This is a genomic window from Streptomyces atratus, from assembly GCF_040655115.1.
Taxonomy (GTDB): Bacteria; Actinomycetota; Actinomycetes; order Streptomycetales; family Streptomycetaceae; genus Streptomyces; species Streptomyces atratus_D.
Genome location: NZ_JBFAJH010000120.1, coordinates 1 through 4,442, shown reverse-complemented (window position 1 = coordinate 4,442; position 4,442 = coordinate 1). Strand labels below are relative to the sequence as shown.

At 65.1% G+C, this 4,442-nt stretch carries 3 protein-coding genes and 1 pseudogene; all 4 read right to left on the bottom strand.

Features of this window, described 5'->3' with window-relative positions:
• Positions 1-105: 105 nt before the first annotated feature.
• Positions 106-204, bottom strand: coding sequence for an NrdR family transcriptional regulator (locus AB0I23_RS41955; RefSeq protein WP_436847081.1), 99 nt, complete (start codon positions 202-204; stop codon positions 106-108).
• 1,022 nt (positions 205-1,226) lie between these two features.
• Positions 1,227-1,787, bottom strand: a complete 561-nt coding sequence (gene tpg, locus AB0I23_RS41185) for a telomere-protecting terminal protein Tpg (RefSeq protein ID WP_359118368.1) — start codon at positions 1,785-1,787, stop codon at positions 1,227-1,229.
• A gap of 502 nt (positions 1,788-2,289) precedes the next feature.
• Positions 2,290-3,123 (bottom strand): PIG-L family deacetylase, encoded by an 834-nt coding sequence (locus AB0I23_RS41180; RefSeq protein ID WP_359118366.1) that lies wholly within the window; start codon positions 3,121-3,123, stop codon positions 2,290-2,292.
• A 320-nt stretch (positions 3,124-3,443) separates the two neighbouring features.
• Positions 3,444-4,271: pseudogene (locus AB0I23_RS41175) on the bottom strand (replicative DNA helicase); the annotation flags it as partial.
• Positions 4,272-4,442: the final 171 nt, after the last annotated feature.

The window sequence follows — 4,442 nt, the reverse complement described above, 5'->3', positions numbered from 1 at the left end:
CCGACGTGTACCGCTTGCTCATGTTGCTCTTGCCACTCAACCTGGACTGCTTCCTCCGGGACCCATCCGTCCCAGTATCAGGCTGCCCACTTCAGAGGGGGAACTTCACATAGAGCACTGCCGGCGTCGCCTGCTCGAGGTACCGCTGTCGTCTTCTTTGAGATCGATTACGACTGTGGGCGCGGAACACGAGGGGCACTGCATGGGCGCCTCCTCGGTCGGCGGAACTTGACCGGACCACTGTAGAGCTCAAAGGCGCTTTGCGTCGGACGAACCGGGTTGATTCACAGCCGGTTCGTCCGGTTCCGTCAGCCGCCACGCCACCGACTCCCTCCACCGCCCCCGACGACGATGTTCCGTTGATCCGAGCCAGAGTTGACGGCTGCGGGAGAGAATATTTTGGTCCGGCGACCCAGGCGTGGGCGGCTAGGTTCACAGGCGAAACGGCGTGTGCTACGCGTGATTCATGGGACCCCCATCACCAATCCTTTGAATCAAAGGTTTGGTGTTTATTGTAGTAGACAAAAAACCATGATCTAGGCCATAACCCCTTTGAAAGCAAGGTATGCTGACCATGCTTCACCGAGCTTCCGAACTGAGCAGTACCGCCTGCCAGTTCACAGACCCCGGTGTCCTGAACCGCAGGCGCCGACTGGAGGAAAGGTGAGGTGGTGCTGTGAGCGCCCCCCTGGACAAGCCGGACGACAGGAGAAAGTGGACCGCCCCCGAAAGGTGGCAGGTCTTCCTGGCGGCGGCGAGTTTATTGGTGGCGGTCATCGCCCTGGCGAAGTAGTCGCTCAACAAGCTGGCTGCTCGCCCCGAGTCGGCGGTCGGATCTGGTCCGGGAGTTGCACACGCAGCGAGCCCGGTCGCTCTGAACTCGACCGGGCTCGGTAACTGCAGGAGGCTCGGTTCCCCTGGCCGGGAGCCGGGCCTTCTTGCATGCTGGCCAGCCGCTGCCGGTCGGCTCCACATGCGGTGACCGGGAAGGAGGCCACCCCCTCCCGACAAGAAGAACATTACCAGCATTGGACCGGGTCATCGGGCCATCTGGACCCAACGAAGGGCCTCTGACCTGCGGTTTTGGCCTGATATCCCCCACGGTTCAAATCAGGAAGCGCTGTTAGGACGGCTCGATTCACCAGTCCGAGCGAACAGTTGTGGTGCTGCACAGCTGTTCCCACAGCAGACTGGACGATCGTGACCACTTTCCCCGGACGAGTGGGTCACGAGTAGTCGAGCTCCACGTAGTCGATGTCGGTGAACTCGACCAGGAGTCCCTCGGCACGGCGGCCGCCGTCCTTGAAGTACTGCTCCTGGAGGCCTTCGGCGGCGATGTTCTGCAGCTGCTGCTCGGTGGCGCCGGCGGCCTGCGCATCGAACAGCCGGGCCGCGTACTTGGGTGGAAGGTGCTGGGTGATGCGCCGGATCCGTCCGTCGTCGGAGGTGCCGGGCGCGGCAGTGAAACCGAACCGGGCCCGGGTCTCGATCACGATGCCGGTCGACGTCGCCGCCTGCTTCTTCGCCCGCTCGCGCACCCGCGGCTGCCAGTTCTTGCGCACCTCGGCCACGAGCTTCGCCGCGAGTTCGGGGCGCGGGGTTTTGATCTGTCCCTTGAGGTAGCGCTCCACGGTGCGCTGCGAGATGCCCAGGCGCTGCGCGACGGTGCGGGTGGAGCCCTTCTCGTGTTTGACGAGGAACCGTATCTGGGCGCCGGCCGACTTCGGTATCGGGCGAGTCGCGGTTGCTGTGGCGGCCTTGTCGAGGCTCTCGCCGATGATGCCCACGGGCCTACTCCTGTCGTTGATCGTCTGTACGGGCCGCTGGGCGTCGATCTCCACCCCGGACGACCGGATGGACTCCGGGGCGGCAGATCATCAGCGAGCTGCACCCTCAGGGGCTTTGCGGGGCCTACCGGTCGTGCCGGGGTGTAGGGTCTCGCGGTTGGTGTCGGAGACTGCCCTCGTGACCTGCTGCTTCTTCCGTTGCCTCACGGCGTGTCGGATATCGGAGCCTCAGCTTCGTGTCGCTTCCTCGGCGGGCTTGTGACCTGGGCTGTCGCGCACCTTCCGAGTCAGCAGCCCGCAGGTCTCCCACCTGTGCGGTTGCCAGGTGGTTTGGGGACGAACGCAGTGTCGGGTCGGAAGTGCGGGCACGCGTCGACGCTGTCGGCGAGGGCCTGGACGCGGGCTGCCGGAGCGGAACTCGCGTGGACAAGCCTCCGGGTGTGTGACCCGCTCGATCGCGCCGTGCGGTCGATGCGCTTTCCTGGCCGGTCGGACGGGCGGATCAGCGCAGTCCGGCGAAGAGATCGTTCTCGGGTATGGCCGCGCCGGTGGCGTCCTGGACGCGTACGAAGGTCTCCATGCCCATCAACTCGCCGAACCTCTCCTTGCCCATCTTGAGGAAGAAGATGTTCTCGCCCTGACTGGCGTGCGCGGCCAACGCGTCGAACTTTTGACAGCTGAACGCGGTGGTGTCCACCCACGTGGTGATCTCATCGTCAGGGAGGCCGATCTCGGCCATCGCGGCGGTCTCGGCAGGATCCGGCTCCGGCATGTCCTCATGAAACTCGCGCATGATCTCGCCGAACCGCTGCATCATCGAGCGGGGCATCGTGGTCCAGTACACCTTCGGTGTCAGCGCGGTCATCTCCAGCGCCGCCATCGTGATGCGGTGGGCCTGGATGTGGTCGGGGTGGCCGTAGAAGCCGTTCTCGTCGTAGGTGACGACCACATCAGGTCGGTAGTGCCGCATGAGTTCCGCAAGTCGGGCCGCGCCTTCCTGCACGGGGGTCTGCCAGAAGGATCCGGGGGCGTCGTTGCTCGGCCAGCCCGTCATCCCGGAGTCGGCATAGTCCAGCATCTCCAGATCGCTGACCTTCAGGACGTCACAGCTCGCCTCAAGTTCTTGACGGCGCATCAAGGCGACCGTCGCCGGATCGTGCCCGGGATCGCCCGGCTTGACACCCCCCGGTCCGTCACCGCAACCGCCGTCGGTACACGTCACGAGAACCGTGCGGATGCCTTCCGCCGCGTACCGCGCGAGGACCCCTCCGGTTCCAGTGGCCTCGTCGTCGGGGTGGGCGTGCACTGCCATGAGCGTCAAGGGCCGGTCAGTCATGAAACAATCCTCCTGGAGAAATACGTCTTCGTCCGAGTGCGCGGCGGGCGTACCGCGATCCTGGGGCCCGGATCCTGGTGGGGCGGACGGCCTTGTGGTCTCCGTGTTCCCCGCCCGTGCGGCGCCGGTCCCTCGGTCGATGCAACCGTGCCGGCCGGACCGGCTGTTCCCGGCGCGGCCGCTTGGCCTTCCAGGCGTCGGCGTTCAACGCGAACGAGGTACAGGCGCGACCTGCATGTCTTAGCGCCACGTCGGATCCGACTTCCATCCGGCACCAGCCGTGAGATTCCGACACGAAATTTGAGACCCTACAGGTCACGTCATGCCGGTGCGGCCATGTCGACGAATCGGCTGTAGTGGAGTTGCGTGGCAACCGTGATCGTCGACGTCGGTCCTCCCCTGTGTTTCCCGATGATGAGATCGGCCTCGCCCGCACGCGGCGACTCCTTCTCGTACGCGTCCTCGCGGTGCAGGAGGATCACGATGTCCGCGTCCTGTTCGATGGCGCCGGACTCCCGCAGGTCGGAGATCATCGGCTTCTTGTCCTGGCGCTGCTCGGGTCCGCGGTTGAGCTGGGACAGGACGACGACGGGCACGTCCAGTTCCTTGGCCAGGAGCTTGAACTGGCGGCTCATCTCGGATACCTCGACCTGTCGGTTCTCGGCCTTGCGGCCGCTGGACTGCATGAGCTGGAGGTAGTCGACGACGACGATGTCGAGGCCGCCTCGTTGCTGGAGCCGACGGCAGTGGGCCTTGACCTGCATGACGGTCAGGCCGGCGTCTTCGAAGATGTGGAGGTCGGCGTCCTCCAGGCGCTGGACGCTGTGGCCGATGCGGATCCAGTCGTCCTCGGTCAGGTTGCCGCTGCGCAGGTGGTGGTAGGCGACCTTGGTGTCGGCGGACACGATGCGCTCATGGACTTCGTCGCCGCCCATTTCGAGGCTGAACAGGGCGCCGGTGAGGCCGTGCTTGATCGTGGCAGAACGCAGGAAGTCCACGGCGAGGGTGGACTTGCCCATCGCAGGCCGGGCGGCGATCACGATGACCTGGCCGCCGTGCAGGCCGTTGGTGAGGTTGTCCAGGTCGGTGAAGCCGGTGGGCACGCCCTTGGTGATCTCTCCCCGGCTGCGGGCTTCGAGGCGGTCCATGAGCGAGGCGGAACGTTCGCGGGGACGGAAGCTAGCGGCAATACCGTTCAGTTAAGAGCTTTTGGGTTATTGTGGAGGGATGCCGCGTTCTGGTTGGGTGAAGCCGTCTTCTGATGTCCGGTTGTCGGATTTGGTGTCTGTGGGGTTGCTGACGCGGGTGTTTCCCGCGGA

Excerpts from the sequence above, each read along its gene's own strand:
- AB0I23_RS41955 (WP_436847081.1), bottom strand. The coding sequence starts at position 204 with ATGCAGTGCCCCTCGTGTTCCGCGCCCACAGTCGTAATCGATCTCAAA.
- AB0I23_RS41180 (WP_359118366.1), bottom strand. The coding sequence starts at position 3,123 with ATGACTGACCGGCCCTTGACGCTCATGGCAGTGCACGCCCACCCCGAC.